This window comes from Yinghuangia seranimata (assembly GCF_029953285.1).
GTDB lineage: Bacteria > Actinomycetota > Actinomycetes > Streptomycetales > Streptomycetaceae > Yinghuangia > Yinghuangia seranimata.
Genome location: NZ_JASAOI010000006.1, coordinates 81,727 through 105,644, shown reverse-complemented (window position 1 = coordinate 105,644; position 23,918 = coordinate 81,727). Strand labels below are relative to the sequence as shown.

22 protein-coding genes are annotated in these 23,918 nt (G+C 72.9%); 6 read left to right on the top strand and 16 right to left on the bottom strand.

What is annotated here, in order from left to right:
* Positions 1-58 precede the first annotated feature (58 nt).
* Together QI554_RS04000 and QI554_RS03995 are read right to left on the bottom strand one after the other, a co-directional pair.
* Positions 59-2,629, bottom strand: coding sequence for a glutamate--cysteine ligase (locus QI554_RS04000; protein WP_281465869.1), 2,571 nt, complete (start codon positions 2,627-2,629; stop codon positions 59-61).
* Between the two features lie 178 nt (positions 2,630-2,807).
* Complete coding sequence (locus QI554_RS03995) at positions 2,808-3,386, bottom strand: TerD family protein (protein WP_281465867.1); 579 nt, start codon at positions 3,384-3,386, stop codon at positions 2,808-2,810.
* Positions 3,387-3,516: 130 nt separating this feature from the next.
* Here QI554_RS03995 and QI554_RS03990 point away from each other — a divergent pair, with 130 nt between their 5' ends.
* Positions 3,517-4,284, top strand: a complete 768-nt coding sequence (locus QI554_RS03990) for a (2Fe-2S)-binding protein (RefSeq protein ID WP_281465865.1) — start codon at positions 3,517-3,519, stop codon at positions 4,282-4,284.
* 133 nt (positions 4,285-4,417) lie between these two features.
* Here QI554_RS03990 and QI554_RS03985 read toward each other — a convergent pair whose 3' ends face one another.
* Positions 4,418-5,281, bottom strand: coding sequence for a hypothetical protein (locus QI554_RS03985; RefSeq protein ID WP_281465863.1), 864 nt, complete (start codon positions 5,279-5,281; stop codon positions 4,418-4,420).
* 235 nt (positions 5,282-5,516) lie between these two features.
* Between QI554_RS03985 and QI554_RS03980 the strand changes: the two genes are divergently transcribed.
* The 3 genes from QI554_RS03980 (at position 5,517) to QI554_RS03970 (ending at position 8,765) form a co-directional block, all read left to right on the top strand.
* Positions 5,517-6,923 (top strand): acyl-CoA synthetase, encoded by a 1,407-nt coding sequence (locus QI554_RS03980; protein ID WP_425527909.1) that lies wholly within the window; start codon positions 5,517-5,519, stop codon positions 6,921-6,923.
* A 101-nt stretch (positions 6,924-7,024) separates the two neighbouring features.
* Positions 7,025-7,969, top strand: coding sequence for an NADP-dependent oxidoreductase (locus QI554_RS03975; RefSeq protein WP_343230755.1), 945 nt, complete (start codon positions 7,025-7,027; stop codon positions 7,967-7,969).
* Between the two features lie 43 nt (positions 7,970-8,012).
* Positions 8,013-8,765: a class I SAM-dependent methyltransferase gene (locus tag QI554_RS03970; protein ID WP_281465861.1), complete on the top strand. Its 753-nt coding sequence runs from the start codon at positions 8,013-8,015 to the stop codon at positions 8,763-8,765.
* Here the strand turns inward: QI554_RS03970 and QI554_RS03965 are convergent.
* The 6 genes from QI554_RS03965 to QI554_RS03940 form a co-directional block, all read right to left on the bottom strand.
* The gene (locus tag QI554_RS03965; RefSeq protein ID WP_281465859.1) at positions 8,762-9,364 is read right to left on the bottom strand and encodes an HAD family hydrolase; all 603 of its coding nucleotides are present in this window, start codon (positions 9,362-9,364) and stop codon (positions 8,762-8,764) included. The genes QI554_RS03970 and QI554_RS03965 overlap by 4 nt on opposite strands.
* A gap of 75 nt (positions 9,365-9,439) precedes the next feature.
* Positions 9,440-9,928: a nitroreductase/quinone reductase family protein gene (locus QI554_RS03960; RefSeq protein WP_281465857.1), complete on the bottom strand. Its 489-nt coding sequence runs from the start codon at positions 9,926-9,928 to the stop codon at positions 9,440-9,442.
* A gap of 68 nt (positions 9,929-9,996) precedes the next feature.
* Positions 9,997-10,824: an SDR family NAD(P)-dependent oxidoreductase gene (locus QI554_RS03955; RefSeq protein WP_281465855.1), complete on the bottom strand. Its 828-nt coding sequence runs from the start codon at positions 10,822-10,824 to the stop codon at positions 9,997-9,999.
* A gap of 47 nt (positions 10,825-10,871) precedes the next feature.
* Positions 10,872-12,065, bottom strand: a complete 1,194-nt coding sequence (locus QI554_RS03950) for an amidohydrolase family protein (protein ID WP_281465853.1) — start codon at positions 12,063-12,065, stop codon at positions 10,872-10,874.
* On the bottom strand, positions 12,062-12,973 hold the full coding sequence (locus tag QI554_RS03945; RefSeq protein WP_281465851.1) for an amidohydrolase family protein: 912 nt from the start codon (positions 12,971-12,973) through the stop codon (positions 12,062-12,064). The genes QI554_RS03950 and QI554_RS03945 overlap by 4 nt, the downstream gene beginning before the upstream one ends.
* A gap of 61 nt (positions 12,974-13,034) precedes the next feature.
* Complete coding sequence (locus tag QI554_RS03940) at positions 13,035-13,556, bottom strand: hypothetical protein (protein WP_281465849.1); 522 nt, start codon at positions 13,554-13,556, stop codon at positions 13,035-13,037.
* A gap of 193 nt (positions 13,557-13,749) precedes the next feature.
* Here QI554_RS03940 and QI554_RS03935 point away from each other — a divergent pair, with 193 nt between their 5' ends.
* Together QI554_RS03935 and QI554_RS03930 are read left to right on the top strand one after the other, a co-directional pair.
* A complete protein-coding gene (locus QI554_RS03935) occupies positions 13,750-14,280 on the top strand; it encodes a SigE family RNA polymerase sigma factor (RefSeq protein ID WP_281465847.1) in 531 nt (176 codons plus the stop codon).
* Between the two features lie 35 nt (positions 14,281-14,315).
* Entirely contained in the window at positions 14,316-15,179 is an 864-nt protein-coding gene (locus QI554_RS03930; RefSeq protein WP_281465845.1) for a hypothetical protein, read from the top strand.
* A 69-nt stretch (positions 15,180-15,248) separates the two neighbouring features.
* On the opposite strand, the gene QI554_RS03925 is transcribed toward QI554_RS03930, so the two are convergent.
* From QI554_RS03925 to hpnC, 7 genes are read right to left on the bottom strand one after another with little or no spacing between them, the layout of a single operon-like run.
* Positions 15,249-16,625, bottom strand: coding sequence for an aspartate aminotransferase family protein (locus tag QI554_RS03925; RefSeq protein WP_281465842.1), 1,377 nt, complete (start codon positions 16,623-16,625; stop codon positions 15,249-15,251).
* Positions 16,606-17,349, bottom strand: coding sequence for a phosphorylase family protein (locus QI554_RS03920; RefSeq protein ID WP_281465840.1), 744 nt, complete (start codon positions 17,347-17,349; stop codon positions 16,606-16,608). Before QI554_RS03920 ends, QI554_RS03925 begins: the two co-directional genes overlap by 20 nt.
* Positions 17,350-17,359: 10 nt before the next feature.
* Positions 17,360-19,270 carry a squalene--hopene cyclase gene (gene shc, locus QI554_RS03915; protein WP_281465838.1) on the bottom strand — a complete coding sequence of 637 codons (1,911 nt, stop codon included), beginning with the start codon at positions 19,268-19,270 and terminating at the stop codon, positions 17,360-17,362.
* A gap of 2 nt (positions 19,271-19,272) precedes the next feature.
* On the bottom strand, positions 19,273-20,298 hold the full coding sequence (locus QI554_RS03910; protein ID WP_281465836.1) for a polyprenyl synthetase family protein: 1,026 nt from the start codon (positions 20,296-20,298) through the stop codon (positions 19,273-19,275).
* Positions 20,295-21,701 carry a hydroxysqualene dehydroxylase HpnE gene (gene hpnE / locus QI554_RS03905; protein WP_281465834.1) on the bottom strand — a complete coding sequence of 469 codons (1,407 nt, stop codon included), beginning with the start codon at positions 21,699-21,701 and terminating at the stop codon, positions 20,295-20,297. The genes QI554_RS03910 and hpnE overlap by 4 nt, the downstream gene beginning before the upstream one ends.
* Before the next feature lie 31 nt (positions 21,702-21,732).
* A complete protein-coding gene (gene hpnD / locus QI554_RS03900) occupies positions 21,733-22,692 on the bottom strand; it encodes a presqualene diphosphate synthase HpnD (RefSeq protein ID WP_281465832.1) in 960 nt (319 codons plus the stop codon).
* 9 nt (positions 22,693-22,701) lie between these two features.
* The gene (hpnC, locus tag QI554_RS03895; RefSeq protein WP_281465982.1) at positions 22,702-23,508 is read right to left on the bottom strand and encodes a squalene synthase HpnC; all 807 of its coding nucleotides are present in this window, start codon (positions 23,506-23,508) and stop codon (positions 22,702-22,704) included.
* Between the last annotated feature and the right edge of the window lie 410 nt (positions 23,509-23,918).

Genomic DNA, 23,918 nt, shown 5'->3' with positions numbered 1-23,918 from the left:
GCGCGGCGCTCGGTCGGACGGCGCGGGGCCACGCGGGTGTCGCCTCTCCTCCACTGTCTCAGCGCATGATCCAGGTGTCCTTCGCGCCGCCGCCGCGGAGGGCGTGGACGAGGAGGCTGCGGCGCGGGGCCGAGCGGGTCAGGGCCACGGGGAGGACGGTCGCGCCGCCGGACTGGCAGACGAAGGCGCGCAGGTCGACAGCGCGGGGTTCGAAGCGTTCGCCGGTGAAGGTCGGGTGGGTCGACAGCGGGACCGTTTCCTGCGCGACCCAGCGGCGCGGGTCGGCGGCGATGTCGGCGCGGGCCTGCTTGAGCTCCTCCTCGGTCGCGTCGGGGCCGATCAGGACGCCGTCGCCTCCGTAGCCGTCGACGGGCTTCACCACCAGCTCGTCGGTGTGGTCGAGCACGTAGGCGCACTCGTCGGGGTCGCCGCACAGGTAGGTGCGCACGGACGGGAGCAGCGGGCGTTCGCCGAGGTAGTACTCGATCAGGCGCGGCACGAACGCGTAGAGCGTCTTGTCGTCGGCGACGCCGTTGCCGAGCGCGTTGGCGATCGCGACACGGCCGGCGCGCACGGCGTCGAGCAGGCCGGGGCCGAGCGGCCGGCCGTCGGCACCGGGGGCGGTGACGAGGGTGTCCTCGTCGACCCTGCGGTACAGCACGTCGACGGGGTACGCGCCGTAGCGGCCGCCCATCACCACCACGCGGTCGTCGACGATGCGCAGTTCGCCGGGCGTGACCACCGGGACGCCCATCTCGTCGGCGAGCAGCCGGTGTTCGAACCAGGTCGGGCTGTCCGGTCCGGCGCTGAGGAGGGCCACGACCGGGTCGCGCTCGGCGCGGCGCGGGGCGGCGCCGACCAGGGCGCTCCGCACCAGCGACGGGACCTGATCCGACGTCAGTATCGGTGCGCCGGGCACCAGTTCGGGGAGGACGACGGAAGCGAGTCGGCGCGCGGTGAGCGCGTAGGCGATGCCGGAGGGCATGCGCAGGTTGTCCTCCAGCACCAGCCAGCGGCCGGAGGCGTCCCGCACCAGGTCGATGCCCGCGACGGTGATGCGGACGGTGTCGGGCGGGACACGCGCGCCGGTGTCCCGCAGGCCGGGCGCGTCCTCGACGACCCATGCCGGCACGACGCGGTCGCGTACCGCGAGGCGTTCGCCGTGCACGTCATGGAGGAACGCCTCTAACGCGGCGACCCGTTGGGCGAGCCCGCCGCGCAGGTGCGCCCAGTCCGCGCCATCGACCACGCGCGGGAGCAGGTCGTAGGGGAACAGCCGCGGGTCGTCGGCGCCTTCGGGCCGAAACAACGCGCCTTCGACGCGCTGGAGGTCGTCGCGGGCGCGGGCCCGCACCCGCAGCCGGGCCGCGCCGAGCCGGGTCAGCGCCGCGACCGGGGCGGCGTACGCGGGCCGGACCCGGCCGTCTGGGGTGAGCGCCTCGTCGCACCCGGCCTGGTAGCCCTCGAACAATCCGGGGGTGCGCTGTGCGGGGACGGTGCCGCCGAGCGGCCCGACAGGACTGGTGCGGGTCTGGCCGACCACGAGGTCGACGGCGTCGGCGAGCGAGCCGCCGCGGGCGACGGCGGCGCGTTGCCGCGCGGCCGAACTGCCCTGGCGCAGCACGGCGTGCGCGGCGCCGCTCACCTCGTCCCAGTCGCCGAGGTCCTCCAGGTAGGGCCGCGCGGTCTCGAGCAGGGCCTGCATGACCTCGCGCGCGGGGGCGGCGGACAGCCCCACCGGGTCGACGAGTTCGCCCTCGAGGCCGGAACGGGCGGCGCGCCAGGTGGCGGCGCGCAGCCATTCGTCGCGCATGAGCGGGGGGCGGTCGCCACGCGCGGCGTGCTCGCAGCCGCGCACCACCAGGGCGCGGAACAGCCCGGCGATGAGCAGCACGTCGTCGACGTCGGGGCAGGCGTCGGTGATGCGCAGTTCGAGCGTGGGCACGTGCCGCGACGGGCGGACGTCGTAATAGACCATGCCCGGGTCGCTGATCACGCCGGAGCGCAGCAGCCCGTCGACCATCTCGTCGTACTCGGCGGCGGAGGCGAACGTCCCGGCCGGGCCGGTGGTGGGCCAGCGCTGCCACACGCTGGTGCGCCAGCTCGCGTAGCCGGTGTCCTCGCCGAGCCAGTACGGGGAGCTGGCGGAGACCGCGAGCAGCACGGGCAGCCACGGCGCCAGCCACGGCAGCGCGGCGACGGCGAGGTCGCGGTCCTCGACGCCTACGTGCACCTGGGCGCCGCAGATCAGTTGCTCGTGCGCGACGCGCTGGTAGGCGTCCACCATGTGCAGGTAGCGGGCGTCGGGGGTCACGGAGATCTCGTCGACGCACGCGAGCGGGACGGTGCCGGCCGCGACGATGCCGAGCCCGGAGCGTTCGGCGGCGTCGGCGAGTTCGCGCCGCGAGCGGACGAGGTCCTCGCGGAGCTCGGCGAGCGCGCCGCACGGGCGGCTGTTGGTCTCGACGACGGACTGCTGCAGTTCGGCGGTGAACCCCCGGCGGGGCAGCCGCTCCAGGACTTCACGGGCGCCCGGCACCAAATGCCGGGTGTCGAGCCCGACGAGGTGGAACTCCTCCTCGACCCCGACCGTGACCGCGCGCGTCGCACCAGCACTGCCGCTGCCCATTTTCGCAGGGTACGGCGCGCACGTTACAGGCATATGTCGGAGTTGATCAGTGTTGTGACGGTCCGTCAGCGAACGGCGGGGTTCGCTGACGGACCGTGCCCGCGCGGTCGGATCATCCGACCGGACGGGTGGTCACCGTGTTCTCCGGGCGGACGCGGAGCCCGCTGGGAGGACGGGATCAGAGGTGCGGCGCGATCGCGGGCACCAGGTCGTTGATGGTGTGGGCGACGGCGGGCGCGCCGATCGCGGTCATCGTCCAGCCGTCGGCGTCCCGCACGACCTTCGCGAAGACCTTCGCGTTGTGGGTGCCCGACGGGGTCACCTCGTAACGCGCGAGCTCGGCCTGCGTGTGGTCGTCGAGCAGCCGGCAGTAGGCCGACGCGATCTTCGAGAAGTCCGCGCCCGAGAACGAGCTGGCGGTGAACACCAGCGCCGTCACGCGCGACGGCAGGGACGCGAGGTCGACAATGATCGCCTCGTCGTCACCCGGGCCGTGGCCGGTCACGTCGTCACCGGTGTGGGTGACGGAGCCGTCCTTGGACTTGAGCTGACGCGCCCACACGGCGTCGACCAGGTGGTGGTCGGCGTCGAAGAGCAGGCACGCGGCGTCGAGGTCGACACCGGTCAGGGCCTGCAGGCCGGGACGCAGACCGGCGTGCTTGACCGGGTCCCATCCGAGGCCCATGCGGACCCGGTGGAGCTCCTCGCCGTCCTTGCCCAGCGTCACCTTCGCGCCCTGCGCGAGCACAACCGCCATCGCCGAAACCCTCCCCTTGTGTCCCCCGTGGACTGACTGATCGCCCACCTCAGGATGGGCATACTTCGGTGCACAGTCTCCAGGCCGCGAAACATCAGCTTGTACGTTTTGACGATCTATTGGATTGATCATGACCGTAAGCACGACCCCGCCCGCCGCCGACCAGGTGCAGGAGGCGCTCACCGACTGGTGCCCCGAATACCGGGCGAGCCTCCTCCCCTCCCCCGGCGACGCGGTGCTCCCCGCGACGTCCGTGCTCGACCCCGCGTGGCTCACCGCCCGCGTCGCCGAGTCCGCCCGCCGCTACCGCACCGCGGACCCGCGCGTCGCGGCCGTGCTGTGGTGGTACTCCGCGAGCACGGTTCTGCTCACCCCGGCCCTGGCCACCCTCGCCGTCACCCGCTGGGCCGTCGACCCGCGCCCCGCCGCGACCACACTCCACCTGCGCCGCGACGGACTCCCGTCGGGAGCCCGGTCGTCCGACGTCGTGGGAAACACGCCGGAGTCGCTCGGCGCCGCCCTCGGCGAGGCCGTCCAGTCCTACGTAGGCGCGCTCGCCGAAGTCGCCCCGGTCCGCCCGCGCGCCGCCTGGGCGATCGCCGTCGACTCCGTCTCCGGTGCCCTGCTGCGAGCCGGCACCACGATCGGCGAACCCACCCAGGCCACGGCCCTCGCCGCCCCCCTGATCGCCGCCGCGGGCCGGGCCACCGGCGAACGCCCGCCGCCCCCGAGGTTCGTCGACGTCAACGGCGCCCGCTTCGTACGCCGCGCCTCCTGCTGCCTCCTCTACCGCGCGCCGGGCCAACCGATGTGCACCAGCTGCCCGGCCCGCCGCCCTGACGAACGCAGGGAGGATCTTGCAAGGTTGGCCACGGCGATGGGCGGGCGGCGAGGCTGACGGGACGGGAGGCTGCGGCCCGGATCGTCGGGACGGCGCGCCTGGGCCGGCACGCCAGCGGACCGGAACGGAGCGCCGCTTTTGTTCCGTTCGCGCTGCTCGCCTGCGGTCCCAGCGTGGTCAAGGACAGCGGTCAGACGCCGGGGAGGGGGATCTTCGTGGCTCCCAGTTCGGCGAGGTCGACGACCTGGGCCGCGGGCGGGGCGGTGATGTGGAAGGGGGTGTTGAAGGCCGAGTAGGCGAAGTAGCCGAGGTCGGCGGCGTCGACGCGGGTGAGGAGGAGGGGGCCGTCCGCGCGCAGGTAGACCGTGTCCTGTTCGCGTTTCGCCGCGACTCCGGACTCGCACTGCACCGCCACCACGCGGTTCCCGTCGAGCGTCGTGGTCGCGCCGTGGCCCTTGGGCGTGAACATGGAGAGCACGCCTCCGAGGTCGCCGTAGACGGCGACCGCGGCCAGGCGTTCGTAGCCGGGGTTGTCCTCGGGCACGAGGACGTACTTGCCTGCGGCCTTGGCCGCGACGTCGGACGGCACGCGAGCGGAGTTCCGCCAGAAGTCGCGGTCCCCCTTCATCCAGATCTCGGCGCCCACCTTGCGGAGGGCGACCACCGCGCCGTCGGACTCCACGGTGCCGTCGAAGGTGCCCGCGTCGCGGTCGACGTCGAAGGACAGCTTCGAGCGCTGGCCGGAGCGGGTGATCTCGAAGACGTAGTGCACGGTCTTCACTGTCTTCGCGGCCGTCTTGGCCCGGCGCAGCAGTTCCTCGCCCGAGAGCGCGTCGAGGTCCGACGTGGACAGCGATCCGGTCGGGTCGGGCGCCGCGGTGGGCTTGCGGGTGCCGGTTCCGGTCGGGGCCGGGGTGCGGGTGGCGTCGGTGGGGCTCGTGGACGGCTCCGACGCGCTCGCCGACGGGGTGCGGCCCACGTCGGCCGGGAAGGCGTGGCGTTGGTTGTCGAGGCGCCCGCAGGCGGTCAGGGCCGCGGCCAAGGTGACGGCCACCACGGATATGCGAAACGCCCGCGTCGTGCGCTGAGCCATCGTGCTCCCCCTCCGGCCGTCGCGGTGCGACGGCGTTGTCCCGCCGCCGGATTCGGTGGCCGGGCCAGACATGATCGCAGGCCGCGGTGACGGCCCGGTTGGCGGCCCGGCGGCACTCCCGGCGGCTCGCTGCGGGCGTCCCGGCGGCGGCACATAGCATCGCCCTACGCGCCCCCGATCTGCCAGGAGGTTTTCCGTGGCACCGCTGGTCCCCGCCTCGTCCGGACTGCCCGACCGGCCCGACGCCGTCGTCGTCGACGGGGTCGCGGTCTCCCGCGCGGAGCTGTTCGGCGCGGCGACCGCGCTCGCCGACCGGATCGCGGGGGCGCGGTCGGTCGCGGTGCGCGCGACGGCGAGTCTGGAGACGGTGGTCGCGGTGCTGGCCGGCCTGGTCTCCGGGGTGCCCGTGGTGCCGGTGCCGCCGGACTCGGGGCCGATGGAGCGCGCGCACATCTTCACGGACTCGGGCGCCGAGCTGCTCCTGGAACCGGGCGGCGCCGGGGCGTGGGACGACGTCGCGCTGCCGGCCGTCCCCGTCGACGTGTCCGCGCGTTCCGCGACCACGTACGCAGAGCCGGCGGGCGACGCCACCGCGCTGGTGCTCTACACGAGCGGCACCACCGGCGCCCCCAAGGGCGTCCTGCTGCCGCACGCCGCGCTGGCCGCCGACCTGGACGCGCTGGCCGACGCGTGGGCGTGGACGCCCGACGACGTGCTCGTGCACGGCCTGCCGTTGTTCCACGTGCACGGCCTCGTGCTGGGCGTGCTCGGGGCGCTGCGCACCGGCTCGCGCGTCGTGCACACCGGGCGCCCGACGCCGGGGGCGTACGCGAAGGCGGGCGGCTCGCTCTACTTCGGCGTGCCGACGGTGTGGTCGCGGGTCACCGAGGACCCGGCCTCGGCGCGCGCGTTGGCGGGCGCCCGGCTGCTGGTGTCCGGGAGCGCGCCGCTGCCGGTGCCGGTGTTCGACCGGCTGCGCGGGCTGACCGGGCACGCGCCGGTCGAGCGGTACGGCATGACGGAGACGCTGATCACGGTCAGCGCGCGGGCGGACGGCGAGCGGCGCCCCGGCTGGGTCGGCACGCCGGTGCGCGGCGTGCGCACCCGCCTCGCCGGCGAGGACGGCGCGCCCGTGCCGGCCGACGGCGAGACGGTCGGCGAACTCCAGGTCTCCGGGCCGACGTTGTTCGGCGGCTACCTGAACCGCCCTGACGCCACCGCGGAATCGCTGACCGCCGACGGCTGGTTCCGCACCGGGGACGTCGCCGTGATCGCCCCGGACGGCTGGCACCGCATCGTCGGCCGCGCCTCCACCGACCTGATCAAGAGCGGCGGTTACCGGGTCGGCGCGGGCGAGGTGGAGGGGGCGCTGCTCGCCCACCCGGGGGTGCGCGAGGCGGCGGTGGTCGGCGTCCCGCACGACGACCTAGGGCAGGAGATCGTCGCGTACGTCGTGGCCGAAGGCGTGACCGGCCCCGAACTGGCCTCGTTCGTCGCGGAGTCGCTGTCGGTGCACAAGCGCCCGCGCCGGGTCGTGCTGCGGGAGACGCTGCCGCGCAACGCGATGGGCAAGGTGCAGAAGAAGCTCCTCGCCGACGACTGACCCGCGCCGGAACCCCGGGGGCGCGCGGGGATGATCGGAGGCCGTCCGGCCGTTGAGGGCTTGGGCGCAAGCCCTCACCCCACGGCAGCGGAGGAACGACGGTGGCCATCACCATGCGCGCGATCAGCCAGACGAGGTTCGGCGGGTCCGAGGTGCTCGAACTCGTGGAACGCGAAAGGCCGGTGCCCGGGCCTGGCGAGGTCCTCGTCGAGGTGGCCGCGGCGAGCGTCAACCCGCTGGACTGGAAGATCCGGTCCGGGCAGAACCACATGTACGGCGAGCCGCCGTTCGTCCTGGGCGTGGACGTGTCCGGCACCGTGGTCGAACTCGGCCCGGGCGTCGACCGGTTCGCGGTGGGCGACGAGGTGTTCGGGATGCCGCGCATGCCGGAGCCCGGGCAGGCGTACGCCGAGTACCTGACCGCGCCCGCGGACAACCTCGCGCGCCGGCCGGCCTCGCTGGACCACGTGCAGGCCTCGGCGTTGGCCTCGTCGGCCCTGACGTCGTGGCAGGCGCTGGTCCACATCGCGGGCCTGACGGCCGGTCAGCGGGTGCTGGTGCACGCCGCGGCGGGCGGGGTCGGGCACCTGGCGGTGCAGATCGCCAAGGCGCACGGCGCGCACGTGCTGGGCACCGCGCGTGCCGACAAGCACGGGTTCCTGCGCGGGGTGGGCGTGGACGAGCCGATCGACTACACGGCCGTGGACTTCGTGGAGTCCGCGAAGGACATCGACATCGTCCTCGACCTGATCGGCGGCGAGTACGGCGCCCGTTCGCTCGACACGCTGCGCCCGGGCGGGGTGCTGGTCTCCGCGTACCTGGCCGACCCGGGCACCTCGACCGAGGAGGCCGAGGCGCGCGGCCTCAGGTTCGCCGTCGTCGGCGTGGCGCCGTCCGGCGCGGACCTGGAGCGCATCGCCGCCCTGGTCGACGAGGGGCGGCTCGCGGTGCACGTGGCCTCGGTGTTCCCGCTGGAGGAGGCCGCGAAGGCGCACGACCTGGTCGAGACCGGCCGGGTGACCGGGAAGGTCGTGCTCACCCCGTAATTCCGTAAGGCGGATGCCAACCGGCTGTGGCACCATGCGCCGCATGGAGCTGAGCGAACTCGCCCGCAAGGGCTTCGGATCAGGTGCCGACACCTACCACCGCGCGCGGCCCGAGTACCCGCGCGTCGCGCTGGACCACCTCCACGCGGCACTCGGACTCGGGCCCGGCGCGCGGGTCCTCGACCTTGCGGCCGGCACCGGACGGATGTCGCGCCACCTGGTCGCGTGGGACTGCGACGTCACCGCGGTCGAGCCGTCGGACGCGATGCGGGCGGAGTTCACCGAAGGCCTGCCCGGCGTCCCGCTGCTGGCGGGCACCGCGGAGGAGATCCCGGCGGACGACGGCGCGTTCGACGCGGTGGTGGTGGCTCAGGCGTTCCACTGGTTCGACGGGCCGGTCGCGCTCCGCGAGATCGCCCGGGTGCTGCGTCCCGGCGGTGCGCTGGGGCTGATCTGGAACGAGCGCGACGAGTCGCTCCCGGAGGCGGCCCGGCTGAGCGAGGTCGCCGGCTGGACCCGCAACATGCCGTACGACGTGGGCCGCGACTTCCGCGCCGACCTGGACGCGAGCGGCCTGTACGCGCCGGCCGAGCGCCGCACGACCTCCTGGTCCGACACCCTGACGCACGATCAGATGACGCTGCGGTTCAGCACGTTGAGCTACGTCAACGCCATGCCGGCCGAGGAGCGGGACGCCCTCCTGGTCCGGGTGCGGGCCGAACTGGCCCGGCACCCGGATCCGTTGGACGTCCCGTACCTCACCGACACCTTCACCGCCCGCCGCCTGCCAAGCTAGCCGAGCAGCCCCTCCGCGGCCAGCCAGCCGCGGGCTACGTCCGGTCCGGTCCACACGTGGCCGGACAGTCCTGCGGCGCGGGCGCCGTCGATGTTGGTCGGGCGGTCGTCGATGAAGGCGCAGTCCGCAGGGGCGGCGCCGAGGCGGTCGGTGAGGACGCGCCAGATCTCCGGGTCGGGCTTCGCGGTGAGGTGGTCGGCCGAGATCACCAGGTGCCGGAAGTACTTGGCCCACGGCTGGGTTTCGAAGGCGCGGCCGTGGGCGGCGGGCGCGTTCGAGAGCAGCGCGAGCGGGACGCCGGCCGCGGTCAGGTCGTCGAGCAGCGCGAGGGACTCGGGGACGGTGTTGAGCCAGCCCGCGACGTCGGCGGCGGTCAGCGCGGCGGACCGGGCGGCGTCGACGGTGAACCCGGCGCGTTCGCCGACCCGCGTCCAGTACTCCTCGTCGGCCATGCCGCGGTCGTAGGCGTCACGCAGTTCCCAGTAGGCCGCGTCGAACGCCTCCACCGGCGCGCCCACCGAAGCGGCCATGGCCGGGACGGCCGTGGAGCGGTGGCAGATCACTTCGCCGTAGTCGAACACCAGCCAGCGCGTCGTCATGCGCCTCCTCACGTCGTGCACGTCAGAAGCCGGGCCCGCCGTGCGGCGGACCCGGCTTCGACACTACCCAGGAGATCAGCCCCGCGTGGCGACCCGGTTCGTCTCCGGGAGGCGCACCAGCGGGATGCGGCGCTCGCAGCGCGTCTGGTAGTTCGCGTAGTAGGCGCGGTCCTCGATCAGCGCGGCCCACGTCGCGGCGTAGTCGTCGCCGTCGAGGACCTCGGCCTCACTCCAGTACGTGCCGCCCTGGACGCGCACCAGCACGGTCGGGTTGGCCTTCTTGTCGGCGAGGTTCACGAACCACGACGGGTTCTTCTCGGCGCCGGCGAAGGACGCGACGACGACGCGGCTGCCGTCCTTGTCCTCCCAGTACGGGAGGGCGACCTTGTGGACGTTTCCGGTCTTGCGGCCGACCGTCTGGATGAGGACGTGGAGCATCCCCGCGACGTTCCACCACTCGTCCTCGTCCGAGCCCTCCATGCCCTTCACGTGCTCTTTCGTGAAGGCCACGATCTCGTCAGGGCTGGGCTCGATGAACTCTTCGTTGCGCTGATCCGTCGACATGTGCGGAGCGTATGCAATCGGTGTTTGACTTTGCAATGAACCTGGGGGATGTGATCAGGACGACCTGGTCACACTGCCCGAGGGCTGCCGTCGAGGCCGTGCACGGTCAGTCCCAGCTCGGCGATCAGGGCCAGGCTGACCTCGACGCCGCCGGTGCGCCCGGGCGGGCAGTCGCACAGCGCGAGCGCGCCCTCGACCATCTCCTCCATGGACTCCACCTGGTCGGGGCGCACGATGTGGCCGACCAGCTCCTGGGCGCCCTCGCTCATGACGGCGGCGCGCGGTTCGACGGTGTTGACCCGGACGCCGGTGCCGTACAGCTCGGCGGCCAGGCCGTTGGTGAGCCGGTTGAGGGCGGCCTTGGACGATCCGTACACGGTGGTGCCGGTCCCCGTGCCGCCGAGCGTGAAGGGCGGGCCCGCCCAGGGCCGGGCGGTGCCGCTGGACAGGTTGACGATCCAGCCCTGGCCGCGCTCGCGCATGCCGGGGAGCGCCGCCTGCGCCAGGTGCAGCGGCGCGATGACGTTGATCTCGTAGTGCAGCCGGGCGCGGCGCAGCGGGTAGTCGGCGACCGGCGCGTAGACGCCCATCGCGGCGTTGTTGACGAGGATGTCGACCGGGCCGCCGAGCCCGGCCTCGGCCTCGGGGACGACGCGGTCGCGGTCGGCCTCGTCGGCGAGGTCGGCGCCGATCAGCGCGACCCTGCCGCCGTAGCGGGCCAGCCGGGCGCCGACCTCGGCGAGCGTGCCGGGCAGTTTGGCCGCCCGGTCGAGGCTGCGGGCGGTGAGGGCGACGTCGGCGCCCTCGGCGGCGAGGCGCTCGGCGAGCGCCGCGCCGATGCCGCGGCTGGCGCCGGTGACCAGCGCGCGGCGTCCGGCGAACCGCTTCCCTGACATGCGGGGCTCCTTACTGGGGACGGGACCGGGGAAGGGTCGGGGGCGCATCAGGGCCGGGTGAAGGCGGGGCTGGCGCTGTCCGCGGGCACGCCGTCCAGCGGCGTGGCGACCTCGGCGAGGGTCGGCCCGCAGGCGGCCGCGTATCCGTCGAGGACGTCCAGGTCGAAGCCGTACACCTCGGCGGCGTTGCCAGCGAGCATGCGCCGCAGGTCGGCGGGGTCGACGCCGGCGAAGGAGCGGCGCAGCGACGCGACGGTGTACGGGTAGGTGCCCTCGTCGTGCGGGTAGTCGCTGCCCCACATGAACCGGTCGACGCCGATGCCGTGCCGCGCCTCGGCCTCGACGGGGCTGGGGAAGCTGACGCCGACCCACACGTTGCGCGCGAAGTACTCGCTGGGGCGCAGCGGCAGGCGGTCCTCGTCGCCGTACTTGAGCTCGCCGATGCGGCCGGAGGACATCTGGTCGTGGTAGCCGTCGAGCTGGGCGAGCAGCGGCGGGATCCACGAGGCGCCCTGCTCGGTGATGACGAACTTCAGGCGCGGGAACCGCTCGAAGGCGCCGGAGACGAGCATGTGGGTGAGCGGGCGGCGGAAGAACGTCGCGGCCTCGGCGATCCACAGGAACTTGGCGGCCGGGTAGGGGCCGTAGTCGGGCGACCCGGAACCGCCGTGGTTGACGACGGTCAGGTCGAGGTCCTGGCAGACCTCCCACAGCCGGTCCCACTCGGGCGCGTAGATGGGCGTGATGCCGGCGGCGTCGGGCGGGGTGGTGGGGACGAGGATGCCGGCGAGGCCGTGCTCCTTGGCCCATCTCGCCTCGGCGACGGCGTCGTCGACGTCGTTGAGGAAGACCTGCGCGAGGCCGGCCCGGCGGTGCCTGTGGGGGCCGCCGCACCATTCGGCGAGCCAGCGGTTGTGGGCGCGGATGCCGGCCAGGCGGCGCGCGTAGGAGCGCTCTGTCGGCGGGCGGGCGACCAGCTGACCGGTGGGGAAGAACGGCGGGACGGTGTTGGGGAAGACCACCTCGGCGACGACGCCGTCGGCCTCCATCTCGGCGATGCGCCGGTCGTCGTCCCAGTTGCGGGTGCGGCCGTCGGCCTGGAGGTCGCGGAAGGGGTTGCGGTACTTGTCGCGCCAGGCGTCGAACTCGTCGCGCCAGGCGGGGTCGAGGTACTCGCGGTAGGTCTCCATGTTGGCGCCGGCGTGGCCGTCGGCGGAGATCACGGTGTAGCGGTCGGTCATCGCGCGGCCTCCTCGCCGGCTGCGGGCTGCGCGGGAGCGCCGGGCACGTCGAGGTTGAAGACGCGGGCGGCGTTGTCGCGCAGGAACTTCGGCCAGACCTCGGGCTTGAACGGCACGTCGGGCAGTTCGCGGAAGATGCGCTCGAGGGACAGGCCCATCGGGTAGTAGCCGGCGTACATGATCTTGTCGGCGCCGCGGGTGTTGGCGTAGTCGACGATCGCCTTCGGGTAGTACTTGGGGGCGAACGCGGAGGTCATGTAGTACAGGCCGGGCCACTTGAGCATGAGCTTGACGGCCAGGTCCTCCCACGGCTCGGCGCCGTGCCGCATCACGATGCGCAGCTCGGGGAAGTCGTAGCAGACCTGGTCGAAGTGCATGACGTCCTGGCAGGCGGCCGGGACGCGCGGGCCGGGGATCCCGGCGTTGCTGATGATCGGGATGTCCAGGTCGATGCAGGCCTGGTAGATCGGGTAGTACCTGCGGTCGCTGACCGGGACCTGCGGGTTGCAGCCGGCCGGGAAGGTCGTGACGGCCGCGATGCGGTGCTCCTCGTGCGCGGCGCGGATGCGGCGCACGGTCGCGGTGATCTCGTTGGGGTCGACCTCGAGGCCGAGCCGGAACCGGCCGGGGTGCTCCTTGGCGGCGCGCAGGCCGGTCTCGCTCATGCCCACGAGGCCGACCGCGACGCCGCACGCGTCCATCTTGGCGAGCGTGACGGCGACGGGGTCGGTGTCCTCGGCCAGCTGGTTCGGCACGCCCTTGAACATGTACTCGGCCGGGAACTCCATCTCGGCGCTCTCCGCGTCCCGCAGCTGGGGCTTGAGGAAGTCGTAGTGGCTGCGTGCCTGAGCGCTCGGGAAACCGATCATCAGGTCGACGACCCCGACGTCGGACGGGAATCCTGGCACGCGCGAACCTCCTTGTCAGGCCTGGGATGCAGGCCTCCTCCGGGTACGCGTTTCACTCTACTTAGTTGATTGACTCTGTCAACCTATTCGCCGCGGGAAGGGGCAGCGCGGACAGCTTGCGGATGTACTTCAGCACCACCAGCAACGGCAGGGCGCCGAAGACGCCGAAGCTCATGTCGATGAACCGCCAGTACAGCGGGATGCCGCGCAGCGGCCCGCAGATGAGCGCGAGCGGGATGATCGCGGCGCAGGCCACCAGCCCCCACTGGACGACCCACACGTTGCGCACCGGGTCGCGGAACGGGCCCCAGAACGCCACGGCGATGGTCAGGTGCGCGAAGGCCAGCCAGTCCGTGCCGTACGCCATGAACGGGTACTTGTCGTTGGTGTCCACGACGCCTTCGTGGGTGCGCTCGATCCAGTCGACGAGCGGGTCGGGCAGCCACGAGAAGCGGTGCACCAGGTCGACGAGCCAGCCCGTCTCAGTCTCCAGCGGGAAGGCGGTCAGGCCGCTGATCACGAGCCCGACCACGAAGACGACGAGCCATATACGTATGCGCTTTTCCAGCCATCTGGCGTCCATGGCACGGACACTAGTCCAGACAACCGATCGGTTGATTCGGCGAACGCCCTGGTCACGCAACCTGTCCCGACCCTGCGCAATACCTTCACCGACCCCCGCGAAGACCGTCACGAACGGCGCCGGAAGCGTGTGACCGGATCGCCGGTTCGATGCGTCAAGACTGTGCAAGGTCGCCGGGAGAGCGGGGAGACGGATGGGCTGGTTCCACAGAGAACGCGTCGGGTTCACGGAGTTCGCGGAGGCGAACCAGGCCTCGCTGCGCCGCACCGCGTACCTGTTGTGCGGCGACTGGCACCTCGCCGAGGACCTCGCCCAGACCGCCCTGGAGAAGGTCTACGTCGCGTGGCCGAAGATCGAACGCCAGGAGCACCCCGAGGCGTATGCCAAGCGCGTGCTCGTCAACGCCTTCCTGGACCGGCGCCGCCGCAGGAGCAGCACCGAGATGACCGGGATAGACGCGGAGGCGCTGGCCCGCACCCCCGCGCCCGTCCAGGGCGACCCCGAGCTGCGGCTCACCCTCGTCGAGGCGCTGCACACCCTCGAACCGCGCGAACGCGCCCTGCTGGTGCTGCGGTACTGGGAGGACCTGAGCGTCGAGGAGACCGCGCGGCAGCTGGGCATGGGCGCGTCCGCGGTGAAGACCGGCTCCATGCGCGCGCTGGCCAGGCTGCGCGAGCGCGTGCCGGAGCTGGCCGGCGCGCTCGAGACGGGGGCGCGGCGATGAGCGGCGGAGAAACGACGGACATAGGAGCGCACAGCGTGGAGACCGAGGAACTGTTCCGCAGCGGACTGCAGGCGGAAGCCGAGGAGTTGGTGGCGCCGCCCCGCCCGGGACTGGCCGCGCGTGCCGCGGAGGGCGGACGTCGCCGGGCCCGGCGACGGATGCTCGGCCAAGCGGCCGGTGGGGCGCTGGCGGTCGGGCTGATCGCGGCGGGCGTCGTCGGCGCCGTCCAGCTGAAGCCGGGGCCGGCGGCGAAAGCCGGGCCGGCGGCGTCTCCGTCGCAGTCCTGGATCGACGGGTGGTTCGGCGGTGTGAACCCCGACCTTCCGTCCCAGCCGGTCGCGCCCAATCCGCTCGCCGAGCGGCTCGGCCCGATCATCGCGGAGCTGCTGCCCGGCGGAACGAAGCAGGTCAAGACCAACACCAGCATCGACGGCGGCCTGTACGCGAGCGTCACGTGGGACACCGGGCAGGGCGTGGTCGAGGTGGTCTTCCACATGTCCGGCAAGCGCTTTTTCCTGTGCCACCTGGTCGACGGCAAGCCGACGCCCAACGAGAACAATTACAGCAGCTGCAGCAACGCCCCGGACGGGACCCTGCTCAGCACCTACGAAAAGCCGTTCCCTGAGAAGGGCATCGCTTGGAAGGGCTTCTCGTACGTCTCCGGCAAGACGAAGGTCGAGCTCGCGTACGGCAACGGCGAGCTGTCCGACAACGGCAAGCCCACCCGCAGCACCTTCCCGCTGACCGACGAGCAGGCGCTGTCCATCCTCAAGAGTCCGGCCTGGGCACCGATCCTGGCGCAGTACGACCCGCCGCCGCCCGCGGACCCGGCCACACTTCCCACGCCGGGCCCGACCCGGTTCCCGGCGGACGTCGCCGACACGCCGCCACAGCGCTGACCGGCCCCGCACGTCCGAGGGCGCCCCCGCCGTCCCGGCCGGGGCGCCCTCGCGCGTACCGCGGTCCCGTTACTTGGTGAGCGCCTGCTTGATCAGCGTGCGACCGAAGTCCCACATCAGGCCGGTGCCCTTGTGGGCGTCGTCCATCACGTCGACGAAGCCGGCGGTGAAGTCGTCGACGTCCTGCTGGCCGATCACGTACGGCGGAAGCAGCTTGATGACGTCCATGTGGTCGCCCGCGACCTGGGTCAGCATGCGGTGCCGCTGGAACATCGGCACGACCACCATCTGCGCGAACAGCCCGGTGCGCGCCGCCTGCAGCGTCGTCCACCCCGCCCGCAGCTTCAGCGAGCGCGGCTTGCCGAACTCCAGGCCGACGATCAGGCCGCGGCCGCGCACGTCCGCGAACAGCTCGTACTTGTCGAGCAGCGGCCGCAGCGCCGCCTGGAACGCGTCGCCCATGCGCGCGCAGTTGCCGACCAGGTCCTCGTCCTCCAGCACCGCCAGCGTCGCCAACCCGGCCGCCATCGCCTGGTTGTTGCCGCCGAACGTGCAGTCGTGGACCAGGACGCGGTCCATCGTCGAGTAGACCTTCTTGAAGATCCAGTCCTTGGTCAGCGTCGCGCCGATCGGCACATAGCCGCCGGACAGCGCCTTGGCGACGGTGACGATGTCCGGCTCGACGCCGTCCTCCCACTCATACGCCCACATCTTCCCGGTGCGGCCCATGCCGACCTGCACCTCGTCGGCGATCAGCAGCGCGCCGTGCTGGCGCAGCAGCTTCTGCGCGGCCGCCAGGAAGCCGGGCGGCGGGAGCAGCACGCCCTTGCCCTGGATCGGCTCGACGATGAACGCCGCCACGTCACCGCGCTTGAGCTCGCGCTCCAGCGCGTCCAGGTCGCCCAGCGTGATCGCCACGTCCGGCAGCAGCGGCTCGAAGCCCTTGCGGAACTCCTTGGCGCCGTTGACCGACAGCGAGCCGGTGGTCAGGCCGTGGAACGCGTGGTCGACGTACACGATCCGCCGGCGCCCGGTCGCGAAGCGCGCGAACTTCAGCGCCGCCTCGACCGCTTCGGTGCCGCTGTTGCAGAAGTACACGCGGTCCAGGTGCGGGGTCGTGCGCAGCAGCCGGTCGGCGAGCGCGGCGGCCAGCGGCGGCGTCGCGAAGTGCACGATGTCCGGCAGGTCGAGCGCGATCACGTCCTGCATCGCCTTGCGCACCACGGGGTGGTGCCGGCCGACACCGTACGTGCCGAACCCGGACAGGAAGTCCAGGTAGCGCGCCCCGGTGTCGTCGTAGAGGTAGGGGCCCTCGGCGCGCACGTAGTCGCGGTGGAAGCCGATCGTCTGAAGGACGCGCGGCAGCTGCGGATTGAGGTGCTTGGCGGTCAGCTCGAAGCCGCGCCCCTCGTACTCCGCGAGGGTCTCACCCAGGTCGAACGTCATCGCCACCGTCCTGTCCGCTCTCCGTACCGGGTCCCTTGCCCAAGTCTGCCTCGCCGGGGCCGTCCGGTGTCGGCACCGGCCCGGAACCGGCCGCCGCGCCGCCGCCTGCCGCTCCGGCCGATCCTGCGGACGCGTCGCCCTGCGCCCGCTCGGCCGCGACCTCGCCGAGCCAGCCGTGCAGCGCCGGTGCGGCGGCCTTGAGAGTGCGGTACGCCCGGATCCCGTTCGGCACGATGCGCGGGCTGACCAGTTCGTGCCCCGGCGCGTCGCTGACCACGCGCACCATCGCCCAGCGCGCCTGCCACGCCTCCGCGAGCACGTAGGCCGCCTCCATCTCGGCGGCCAGGACACCCTCGTCGGCCAGCCGCGCCCGCTCGGCGGGGCGGACCAGCTTGTCGACGGTCTGCACGGGGCCGACGACCACCCGTGCCGAGGCGCCGAGCAGCCCGCGCAGGGCGGCGGCGAGCGGCTCGGCGTCCGGGCAGGCGTGCCGGGTGCCGTCGGGCGCCCGGACCTCGGACGCCACCACGATGTCGCCCGGCCGGGTGTCCGCCATGCCCGCGGCGAAGCCGGCGAGCACCACGGCCTCGGCGCCGGCCAGTCGCGGCGCCGCCCTGCGGGAGGCCTTCGCGCCCATGCCCGTGCGCATCGCGAACGGGTGCGTCGAGCGGACCGCGAGCCACTCGATGCGCATGGGCGTCGCTATGACGTAGTCGCGGATCACCGCCGTGTCGTCACCGCTTTCCTGTCGCCTCGACGTACCGCCCGAGCGCCATGACCGGGAACACGATGCGGTACATGTGGTACTTGATGTAGAAGTCGCCGGGGAACCCGGTGCCGGTGAACTGCGGCTCGTCCCAGCCGCCTTCGTCGTTCTGATGCTCCGCCAGCCAGCGGACGCCGCGCTCCACCCCGGCACCGCGCTCACCGGCCGCGAGCAGCGCCAGGAGCGCCCACGCGGTCTGCGACGCGGTCGAGTCGCCACGGCCCGACCAGCCCTTGTCGGCGTAGCTGCGCAGGTCCTCGCCCCAGCCGCCGTCCGGGTTCTGGATGCTGTGCAGCCAGCGCACCGCACGCCGCACCGCGCTGTGCCGCGGGTCGACCCCGGCGAGCACGAGGGCGGGCACGACCGCGCCGGTGCCGTAGATGTAGTTCGCACCCCAGCGGCCGAACCACGAGCCGTCCGCCTCCTGGTTGCGCAGCAGCCAGCGGACGCCCTCGACGACCTGGTCGCGGTACTCGGGCCCGGACTCGGCGAACATCTCCACGATGTGCGCCGTGACGTCCGCGGACGGCGGGTCGGTGACCGCGCCGAAGTCGCAGAACGGCAGCTTCAGCGGCAGCGTGCTGGTGTTGTCGGCGTCGAAGGCGCCCCACGCGCCTTCCTTGCTGCGCATGCCCGCGGTCCACACCTCGGCGCGGGCGAGCACGTCGCGCATCCGGTCCGTGTCGGGGTGCTCCGCGTAGCGCAGCGCCATGACGACCTCGGCGGTGTCGTCGGTGTCGGGGTAGTAGTCGTTCGCGAACTCGAAGGCCCAGCCCCCGGGTTCGAGGTTCGGGCGGCGTACCGCCCAGTCGCCGGTCTCGCGGATCTCCTCGTCGAGCAGCCAGCCCGCGGCCTTGACCACCTGCGGGTGGTCGGCGGCGAACCCGGCGTCGCGCAGCGCGACCAGCGCCAGGCCGGTGTCCCACACCGGCGACTGGCACGCCTCGAAGCGGCGCACCGTGCCCTGGTCGGTCTCCTCCCAGATGGTGAAGCCGTCCAGGCCCTTGATGCCCTGCGCCATGACCGGGTGATTGAGCGGGTATCCGGACAGGTGCAGCGCGATCAGCGAGTAGACCCAAGGGGGTTGGATGCCGCCCCAGCCGCCGTCGGCCTCCTGGCGCTCGATGATCCACTGCGCGGCACGGCGCATGGCGGCCTTGCGGACCGGCTTGACCGGGCGCTTGCTGTAGACGTGCAGCGCCTGGTCGAGCGTGCGGAAGAACCGCGACCACGGGTCGTCGGCGACCGGCTTGGCCCTGACCGTTCCGGTGGGCCGCAGTTCATCGAGGCGGAACGGCGCGGGCTTGACCGGGCGCAGCGCGCTCACGATGGTCAGCGGCACGATCGTCTGCCGCGCCCAGCACGCGAAGTCGTAGACGTTGAGCGGGAACCACTTGGGCAGGTAGATCAGCTCGGGTGGCATGACCGGCAGTTCGTCCCAGGACCACCAGCCGAAGAAGGCCAGCCAGAAGCGGGTGAACACACGGGAGTTCGCGATGCCGCCCTGCGCGCGGATGTACGCGGCGGCGGCGCGCATGTGGTCCGCGTCGACGCTGTCGCCGGCCAGCTTCAGCGCGACGTACGCCTCGATGGTGGTGGACAGTTCCGCGGGTCCGCCGCGGAAGGTGCCCCAGGTGCCGTCCTCGTGCTGGTTCGCGCGGATCCACCGGGCGCTCTGCTCGGTCTGCTCGGCGGTGCGGATGCCGAGGAACTCCCGGAAGAGCAGGTCCTCGGCGTCCATGGTGACGTTGGTCTCCAGCTCGCCCTTCCACCACCCGGCCGGGTCCTGGAGGCCGAGCAGGTGGGCAACCGCCCGGTCCAGGGTGTCCTTGGCCTGGTCCGGCGCGTCGGTGGCTCCGGTCGGGACGGTCACCGTCATCTTCACAACTCCCGAGTCGTAGTGAATGCCGCCAGGGCCGCCAGGTCGGTACGCGTCACCTCCGGGATACCGAGTCCGTCCAGGCTGCCGAGCGCGAGTTCCAGGTGCCGCTGCGCCTCCAGTTCGGTGCGCGTCCGTCCTCCGGCGTCCGCGACCAGGCGGGCGGCGAGCGCGAGCTGGTCCTCGCTCAGGTCGCCCTCGGTGCGGTAGAGGTCGGCGAGTCGTCCGGCGTCGGCGCCGCCCGCGTTGAGCGCGGCGACCACGGGGACGGACTTCTTGCGCTGGCGCAGGTCGTTCCAGGCGGGCTTGCCGGTCACCTCGGGGCGGCCCCAGATGCCGAGCAGGTCGTCGACGGCCTGGAAGGCGATGCCGAGGTGGTGGCCGAACGCGTAGAGCCGGTCGACGACGGCCTGGTCGGCACCCGCCAGGGCGGCGCCGATCGCGCTGGCGCAGGCCAGCAGCGCGCCGGTCTTGTTGCCGGCCATCGCGAGGCACTCGTCGACGGTGACGTCCATGCGGGTCTCGAACGACAGGTCCTGCGACTGGCCGTCGATGAGCGCGGCGGTGGCGTCGGTGAGCAGCTTGGCGGCGCGGTCGCCCTCGCCGCCGGACTCCATGAGGACCTGCTCGGCGAGCACGAGCAGGCCGTCGCCCGCGAGGACGGCGAGGCCGGGGCCGAACGCCTTCCAGGCGGTGGGCCGGTGGCGGCGCTCTTCGTCGCCGTCCATGAGGTCGTCGTGCAGCAGCGAGAAGTTGTGGACGAGTTCGACGGCGACCGCGCCGGGCACCCCGGCCTCGGTCGGGGCGCCGACCGCCTCGGCGGACAGCAGGGCGAGGGCGGGGCGAAGTGCCTTGCCGCCGTTGCCGGGTGCCGGGCGGCCCTCGGCGTCGACCCAGCCCATGTGGTAGGCGGAGACGCGGGCGAGCGGGGGTTCCAGCCGGGACACTGCGGCGCGCAGCGCGGGCTGCGAGGCCTCGCGGGCGCGGTCGAGTACCAGGGGGGCGAGTGAGCTGTCGGCTACGGTCACGGTGTCGTCGTCCTCTCCGGGAAGGCACCAGGTGTGGTCGTCGGCAGAACACGCCCGGGGTCCAAGTCCAGGCTGGGCAAGGCCACTTGGGCCGCGGCGAGACCGCTGCGGACAGCGCTCTCCATGGTCGCGGGCCAGCCGGTCGCGGTCCACGCGCCGGCGAGCGCGAGGCCGGGAACGGCGGTTCGCGCGTAGGGGCGCAGCCGCCCGGTGCCCGGTGCGGCGCGGAACGTCGCGGTGCGTTCCTTCGTCACCACGAACTCCTCGACACGTGCCGCACGCGTGGCGGGCAGCAGTCGCTCGAGCGCGGGCAGGTAGCGCTCGCGCAGCTCGTGGTTGGTGCGGTCGATCTCGTCGTCCGCGGCGGACAGCGACACCGCGAGGTAGCGGCCGCGTTCGAGGCCGAGGTTGGCGCTGCGGTCGAAGACCCACTGCACGGGGCTCGCCAGGCCGGCCGCGAACTCCTCGCGGAAGACCGGGCGGTCGTAGAGCACGTGCAGGTTGACGATCGGCGAGGCGCCGAGTCCGGCGAGCGCGGTGGGGTCGGTGGGACGGCCGTCCAGGATCAGTGCGCCGGCCGGGAGCAGGCGGGCGGCGTCCTCGTGCGGGACGGCCAGGACGACGGCGTCGGCGTCCAGCGTGGCGCCGTCGGCGGTGACGGTGAAGCCGCCACCGGGCAGCGTGTCGAGCGCGGACACCCGGGCGCGCAGCCGCACCTCCGCCTTGGTGTCCTCGAGCGCGCGCTGGGCGGCGTCGCCGTGCAGCTCCTGCAGCGGGACCCGGCTCCAGCCGATGTCGGCGCCGTCGTTGGTGTCGAGCAGGCCGGTGCGGAAGACCTTGGCGGCCATCGCGAGCGACGCGTGCTCGGCGGTCAGGTTGAGGGTGGCCACGCCGACGAGGTCCCACATCGCGGCGCGCTCACGCTCGGTGACGCCGAAGCGGTCCAGCCACGCGCCGAAGGTGGTCTCGTCCAGGCGCGGGTCGTCGAGGTCGAGGCGCTTGAGCGCGAGCGCCGCGACGCCGACCCGGGCGCGGCCCGCGAGCGTGAGGAACGGATAGCGCGACAGCGCCGCGGACAGGTGCAGCGGCGACGGCAGGGCGGTGCGCTTGAGCCGGCCGGTCGTGCCCCACGGGGTCAGGACGGGCACGTCGAGCCGGTCCTGGAGGACCGTCTTGTCCGTGCTGCCGATCCGGTCGAGGAGCCGCCGGTACTCGGTACAGCAGCGCAGGAAGACGTGCTGCCCGTTGTCGAGCCACCGGCCGTCGCGGCGGAAGGAGAACGTCGCCCCGCCCAGGCGCGGACGCCCTTCGAGCAGCGTGACGTGCGCACCGGCGTCCGCCGCGGTCAACGCGGCGGTGATGCCGGCGAGCCCTCCCCCCACCACGATCAGACGACGTGTCATGGCCCCTCACGTACCCAGATGATCACTCGGCCTACTCCCCGTTGAAGTGTTTTTCCCCGGTTCGTGTTCCCCCGTTGACGGCCTGATCCGGAGCTTTCGGTGTGACAGGGCGCACAAGGCGCGCGAACGCGGAGCGCTCGCCGACCGGCAGCCCGGAAAGGCCTCGGACGGCGATCTCGGCCTTCTCCCAGCCCGGCAGCGACTGGCGTCCGGCGAGCACCAGGGACGGCTCGGCGACGATGCGGGTGAGCAGGCGGCGGTAGATGCCCGCCATCGCGCCCGTGCACGCGGCGCTGCGCCGGTCCAGCAGCGGCAGCAGCCGCAGGCCCTCGTCGAACAGTCGGCGGGCCCGCTCCCCCTCGAAGCGCACCAGGTCGTCGAACGCGGGCCCGGGGCGGAACGCGCCGTCCGGCTCCCACGCGTCCTCGAGCCCGAACTTGGCGAGGTCCTCGCGCGGCAGGTAGACGCGGCCGTTCTCCTTGTCCTCCTTGATGTCGCGGAGGATGTTGGTGACCTGCAGCGCGATGCCGAGCGTGTCGGCCAGCCCCGGGGCGCGCTCGGGGTCGTGCGAGCCGAAGATGCCGAGCGAGAGCCGGCCGACCGCGCCGGCCACGCAGCGGCAGTACACGGTCAGCTGCTCAAACGATTCGTACTGGGTCTCTTTGAGGTCCATCTCGACGCCGTCGATGAGCTCGCCGAGCCCGGACAGCGGGATGGGGTAGCGGCGCGCGGCGTCCGCGAGGGCGGTGCACACCGGGTCGCGGTACGCGGTGAGGTCCTCGAGCTGCGCGCGCATGCGGGCCAGCTCGGCGACCTTGTCCTCGAGCGGCAGGTCGCCGTCACCGATGTCGTCGACCTCACGGGCGAAGGCGTAGACCGCGCTGAGCGCGAGCCGCTTGGGTTCGGGCAGCAACCGGATGCCGTAGTAGAAGTTCCGCGCCTGGTTGCGGGTCAGCCGCTCGCAGTACGCGTACGACGCGTCGACGTCCATGTCGCTCCTTCACCGTTTCCGGGCCAGCACGCGGACGAGTTCCCGCAGCAGGCCGGCCTTCCCCGGCCGGGGACGCCGCCCCAGCACGTCGTGGTCCGCCGCGGCGATCGCCGCTAGTGCCGCCCGCCCCCCGGCCGTGAAGCCCGCGACGGCGAGCCGCTCGCGTCCGCGCAGCGAATCCACCAGGGGCGCCCCGGCGCGGAGCAGGTTAGTCGCGCGACCGGCCTCGAACGCAACCAGTTTTCGCAGGTCGGACGATGCGCGGGGGGCCTTGAGGTCGGCCTCGGCGACCCCGAACCGGGCCATGTCCTCGGCCGGCAGGTAGATCCGGTCCTTGCCGAGGTCCTCGGCGACGTCCTGGAGGTGCTCGACGATCTGCAGCGCGGTGCAGACCCGGTCCGACCAGACGAACCGCTCGTCGGTGGCGCGCCCGAAGACATAAAGCACGATCCGGCCGACGGGGTCGGCGGAGAGCTTGCAGTAGTCGACCAGCTCGTCGTACGTCTCGTAGCGGCTGACCCGCTGGTCCTGCCGGTTGGCCTCGATCAGCGCGGCGAGCGGGTCGACCGGGAGGCCGACCGCGTCGACGGTTCCGCGCAGCGGGCGCAGCACCGCCAGCTCGGGGTCGCGCCCGGCGTAGATCCGCTGGACGTCCGCCTCGACGGCGTCGAGCTGGGCGAGCCGGTCGCCGGCCGCCTCGTCGCCGATGTCGTCGACCAGGCGCGCGAAGCCGTACACCGCGAGCAGGTGGCGGCGGTGCTCCGGCTTGAGCACGCGCGAGGCGACCGGGAAGTTCTCGTCCTTGGCCTGGGCCATGATGACCGCGGGGTCGACGACCGCGCGGTCGGGTTGTTCCGCGCTGCCGACCCCCGGGTCGCCTCCGGTGTCACCGTTACCGCCATGACCGCCGGAATTGCGCTCCATCTCTCTCCCTGGACTGCTGGGAACCGCGTTCCCGGGAGTACGGGACCGCACCCCGGCATCGATTCCAACACGACAGTTGGCCAGGAACTCGGCTTGTCCCGGTCGGTCTGACGGTTCAGCTTGCCCGATCACCGATGTGCCGATCAAGCACCGGGTTGACGCGTGTCAGGGCGCATCCCCGAACTTTTCCGAACCAAACACCGCCGTAATCCATGGCCCCGGAACCCGCTATCCTCCGGCGCGGGCTCCCCTCACCCCCTTGGCAGTCAGGACGCGGCCCGGCGGGGCGCGGTTTCACCGAT